Source organism: Mesorhizobium sp. P3_A9, assembly GCF_056402975.1.
Genome location: NZ_JBFUGJ010000398.1, coordinates 1 through 5,048 on the forward strand (window position 1 = coordinate 1; position 5,048 = coordinate 5,048).

Sequence of the window (5,048 nt, forward strand, 5' to 3'; positions counted from 1 at the left end):
CATGCATTGAAATCCCGAGTTGAGGTGAAAAGCCTCTAACTGCCGCGACAGGCAGGACAGCGACACCGGCGCCAAGGCGCCCGAGCTTCCTGACCTGTTCCATTCATTTCCGCGCCGATCCCGCGATCGGTGCCCAGACGAAGGAACAAGACCATGCAAGTGATTCTTCTCGAACGCGTTTCCCGCCTCGGCCAGATGGGCGATACCGTCAAGGTCAAGGACGGSTTYGCCCGCAAYTTCCTGYTGCCGCAGGGCAAGGCGCTGCGCGCCAAYGAAGCCAACAAGAAGAAGTTCGAAGGCCAGCGCGCTCAGCTCGAAGCCCGCAACCTCGAGCGCAAGTCGGAAGCCACCCAGGTTTCTGAAAAGCTCGACGGCAAGAGCTTCATCGCGGTCCGTTCGGCCGGCGAGACCGGCCAGCTCTACGGTTCGGTGTCGACCCGCGACATCGCCGACCTGCTGACGGCCGAAGGTTTCTCGGTCAACCGCAACCAGATCCTGCTCAACCAGCCGATCAAGACCATCGGTGTCACCAATGTGGCGATCGCGCTGCATCCGGAAGTCGAGGTCACCATCAGCCTCAACATCGCGCGTACGGCCGACGAAGCCGAGCGCCAGGCCAAGGGCGAGACGCTGACCACCGCCGAAGCCATCTATGGCGACGACATCAACGACAATGCGCGGCCGGAGAACTTCTTCGACCCGAACACCGAGTTCGAAGGCGGCGAAGACAACGCCTGATCGCGGTACGACAAGCGAGGGAGCAGCGCTCCGATCACTTTGTCGTCATCCAGCCTTTCTGGACCAATGCCCGGGCCTCTCGCCCGGGCATTTTTGTACCAAATGGAACTTTTCGAACCCCTATATATTGTTGCAGAATTAAGGCAGCCAGTCTGACCGTGAGGGGACATTTGGTTATGAATATTCTGCTGAAGCGCGTTCTCGATCGCTTGGTGCGCACGGGCAATCTCAAGGTAACCGGGCCCAAAGGCGCCACCTTCGTCTTCGGCGACGGCAGCGGCGAGCCGGTGCACCTGCACATCAAGACCCGACATGCCGAACGCGCCATCACCTTCGATCCGATGCTGGCGGTGCCTGAATCGTACATGGACGGCGAACTCGACATTCTCGAAGGCGGCGTGCTCGGACTGATGCGCATTGCCTTCCAGAACATGGGCAGCGGCGGCATCGACGCGACCTGGTCGAAAGCCATCGAGGGCCTGCGCCACGCCTTCCGCCGCCTGCAGCAGATCAACACCGCCTCGCGTTCGCGCCGCAACGTGCAGCGCCACTACGATCTGTCGGGCGACCTCTACCGGCTCTTCCTCGATGAAGACATGCAGTACTCCTGCGCCTATTTCGAGCAGCCGGACATGACCCTGGACGAGGCGCAGGCGGCCAAGAAGCGCCATATCGCCGCCAAGCTCAGGCTGAAGGCCGGCCAGACCGTGCTCGACATCGGCTCCGGCTGGGGCGGGCTCGGCCTTTATCTCGCCAAGGCGTTCGACGTCGACGTGCAAGGCGTGACGCTGTCGACCGAACAGCATGGCGTCGCCACCGACCGGGCGCATGCGCAAGGCCTGGAAAACCACGTCCATTTCGAGCTGAAGGACTATCGCGAACTCAACGAACGCTTCGACCGCATCGTTTCGGTCGGCATGTTCGAACATGTCGGCGTGAACCACTTCAGGACCTTCTTCGACAAGGCGGCAACATTGCTGAAGCCCGATGGCGTCATGCTCCTGCATACGATCGGCCGCTCCGGCGTGCCGTGGGCGACCAGCGCCTTCATCCGCAAGTATATTTTCCCGGGTGGCTACATACCGGCCATGTCGGAGGTGCTGCCGGCGATCGAGAAGTCGGGCCTCGTGGTCACGGACGTCGAGATYCTGCGGCTCCAYTATGCCGATACGCTGAAGCACTGGAGCCAGCGCTTCGCCGCCAACCGCGACAAGGCCAAGGCCATCTACGACGAACGCTTCTGCCGCATGTGGGAATTCTATCTGGCCGCTTCGGAAGCCGCCTTCCGCTGGCAGGATCTGGTCATATTCCAGTTCCAGATCGCCAAGAAGAACGACACCCTGCCGATGACCCGCGACTATATGGCCAAATGCGAAAAGGCGCTGGAATTACGCGACATGGGCCGCCGCGAAGCGGCTCCCGTCGCGAAGCCCGCCAAGCCCGCCCGGCGCCGCAAGGTGGCGGAGTAGAAACGCCTATCGCCATTGGCGCTTGCCATTCCCGGCCCCTGCCCCGAAAAAGGCCTCGTGATCGTCGCGAGGCCTTTTTCATGACCTATCTCCTCTATGCCACCGCGGCCCTGGCCGAGATCGCCGGCTGTTTTTCGGTATGGGCATGGTGGCGGCTGGAAAGATCGCCGCTGTGGCTGGCTCCGGGCTTCGTCTCGCTGCTTCTATTCGCCTGGCTTCTGGCGCTGGTCGACACCAACGCGGCCGGTCGCGCTTATGCAGCCTATGGCGGCATCTACATCGTCGCCTCGCTGGCCTGGCTGTGGCTGGTGGAGGGCGTGCGGCCCGACCGCTGGGACCTTGGCGGTGCTGCGCTCTGCATAGCCGGCGCCTCGATCATCCTGCTCGCACCGCGAGGAGCCTAGCGTGGAACTGCCGGCCTCTCTTCGACAAGCTGTCGATCGTATCCTGGAAAAAGTACCGCTGCCGGAGCTGAAGCAGGCAGCGAAAACGCTCTCGGACCGCTACCGCGCCGAACTGCGCGACGGCCGTCTTCACATGGCACAGGACATGGCGGTCAAAGCCTATCTGGCGACGCGGCTGCCGGCGACCTATGCCGCGGTCCGCGCCAGCCTCGACACGCTGAGCGTGGCCCGGCCGGATTTCATGCCGAAAACCCTGCTCGATGTCRGCGCCGGTCCTGGTACGGTACTTTGGGCCACCAGCGAGCTCTGGCCTGATCTCGAACAGGCCGTTTTGCTGGAAGCGAGTGCAGCGGTGCGCAAGGTCGGCGAGACGCTTGCCGCCAATGCCATCACAACCCGAACCGTCTGGCAGGCCGGCGACGTCACAACAGACCTTGCCGGCCTTCAGCCGGCAGACCTCGTCACATGCGCCTATGTGCTGGACGAGATCGTGCCGGCATCGCTGCCCAAGATGGTCGACCGGCTATGGCAGCTGACGACAGACATATTGCTGATCATCGAGCCGGGCACGCCGGCCGGCTGGCAGCGGATTCTGGCGGTGCGCGCGCAGTTGATCGCGGCCGGTGCGCATCTGCTGGCGCCTTGTCCGCATGAGGCGCCCTGCCCGATCAACCCTCCCGACTGGTGCCATTTTTCGCGCCGCGTCGCCCGCTCCCGCCTGCACCGGCTGGCCAAGGATGCGGAGGTGCCTTGGGAAGACGAGAAATTCATCTATGTCGCCGCTTCGCGCCAGCCGGCCGCGTCTCGCCTTGCGCGGGTTATCGCACCGCCGAAATCCGGTTCCGGTAAGGTGTCACTCAAGCTCTGCGAACCGGACGGCAGCGCCGGCGAACAACTGTTCACCAARCGYGACGGYSAKCTGTTCAAGGCKGCGCGGCGCCTGGACTGGGGCGATACGCTGGACGGGACAAGCACGTGACCGTCAAAATTGTTCTTGCTCTGTTCCAGCGACTCGGTTAGGGATTTGCGCTTCTCCGAGTCAACCGGAATCGGGACACAGGAACACTGTCCTGTGGACGGTTCGCCGTTCCTGTGAACAACGGGCATCAAGACCGGTTGGTCGTGTGGTGATGCAGAAAGGTCAGCACGCTTTCGTCTCGTTCTGATATCGAAAGGCCGGGATCGAAATCGGGGACATCATGGCAGAGGCAGCGCGAAAATTCGGCGTGGCGGAGCAGCAACCGCTTTATCGYGAGGCRCYGAACAACATCGAGGCCGAGCAGGCGCTGCTCGGCGCCATCCTCGTCAACAACGATGCCTTCTATCGTGTCTCCGACTTCCTGAAGCCAGGCCATTTCCACGAACCCCTGCATCGCAAGATCTTCGAAATCGCGGCCGAGCTCATCCGCATGGGCAAGGTGGCGACGCCGATCACGCTGAAGACCTTCCTGCCGGCCGACGAAAAGGTCGGCGACATGACGGTGGCGCAATATATCGTACGGCTGGCGGTGGAAGCCGTCACCGTCGTCAACGCCACCGACTATGGCCGCGCCATCTATGACCTGGCGACGCGACGCGCGCTGATCACCGTCGGCGAGGACATGGTCAACATCGCCTATGACGCGCCGGTCGACATGTCGCCTTCCGAGCAGATCGAGGACGCCGAGCGCCGGCTGTTCGAACTCGCCGAAACCGGACGCTACGATGGCGGCTTCGAAAGCTTCACCGACGCGGTCAAGACCGCGGTCGACATGGCCAACGCCGCCTATATGCGCGACGGCCACCTGTCGGGCCTTGCCACCGGCATGCGCGATCTCGACCGCCGCATGGGCGGCCTGCAGTCGTCCGATCTGATCATCATCGCTGGCCGTCCAGGCATGGGCAAGACATCGCTTGCCACCAACATCGCCTTCAACATTGCAGAGATGTATGAGCCGGCGCAGCAGGCCGATGGCTCGTTCAAGGCGGCCAATGGTGGTGTCGTCGGCTTCTTCTCGCTCGAAATGTCGTCGGAACAGCTCGCCACCCGTATCATTTCCGAACAGACAGAAATTTCGTCCTCGAAGATTCGCCGCGGCGAAATCACCGAAATGGACTTCGAAAAGCTGGTCGCCTGTTCGCAAACCATGCAAAAGATCCCACTGTTCATTGACCAGACCGGCGGTATTTCCATTGCGCAGCTGTCTGCCCGCGCGCGTCGCCTGAAGCGCCAGCGCGGCCTCGACCTGATCGTCATCGACTATATCCAGCTGATGCAGGGCTCATCCGCCAAGTCTTCGCAGAACCRCGTGCAGGAAATCACCGAGATCACCACGGGCCTGAAGGCGCTGGCCAAGGAACTGGCCGTGCCGATCATCGCGCTGTCGCAGCTGTCGCGTCAGGTCGAAAGCCGCGAGGACAAACGCCCGCAGCTCTCCGACTTGCGTGAATCCGGCTC

Annotated in this window: 5 protein-coding genes; all 5 read left to right on the forward strand. The window is 62.5% G+C overall.

The features are described from left to right. The first annotated feature begins 153 nt into the window (after positions 1 to 153). Entirely contained in the window at positions 154 to 738 is a 585-nt protein-coding gene (gene rplI, locus AC1DX0_RS30905) for a 50S ribosomal protein L9 (protein WP_027045355.1), read from the forward strand. 176 nt (positions 739 to 914) lie between these two features. After that, positions 915 to 2,207: a class I SAM-dependent methyltransferase gene (locus tag AC1DX0_RS30910; RefSeq protein ID WP_477219388.1), complete on the forward strand. Its 1,293-nt coding sequence runs from the start codon at positions 915 to 917 to the stop codon at positions 2,205 to 2,207. Positions 2,208 to 2,287: 80 nt separating this feature from the next. Next, positions 2,288 to 2,611, forward strand: a complete 324-nt coding sequence (locus AC1DX0_RS30915) for a YnfA family protein (RefSeq protein ID WP_477219389.1) — start codon at positions 2,288 to 2,290, stop codon at positions 2,609 to 2,611. A 1-nt stretch (position 2,612) separates the two neighbouring features. Beyond that, a complete protein-coding gene (locus tag AC1DX0_RS30920; RefSeq protein WP_477358235.1) occupies positions 2,613 to 3,590 on the forward strand; it encodes a small ribosomal subunit Rsm22 family protein in 978 nt (325 codons plus the stop codon). Positions 3,591 to 3,810: 220 nt separating this feature from the next. Continuing rightward, on the forward strand, positions 3,811 to 5,048 hold a 1,238-nt coding region (locus tag AC1DX0_RS30925; protein ID WP_477358238.1), incomplete at its 3' end, for a replicative DNA helicase.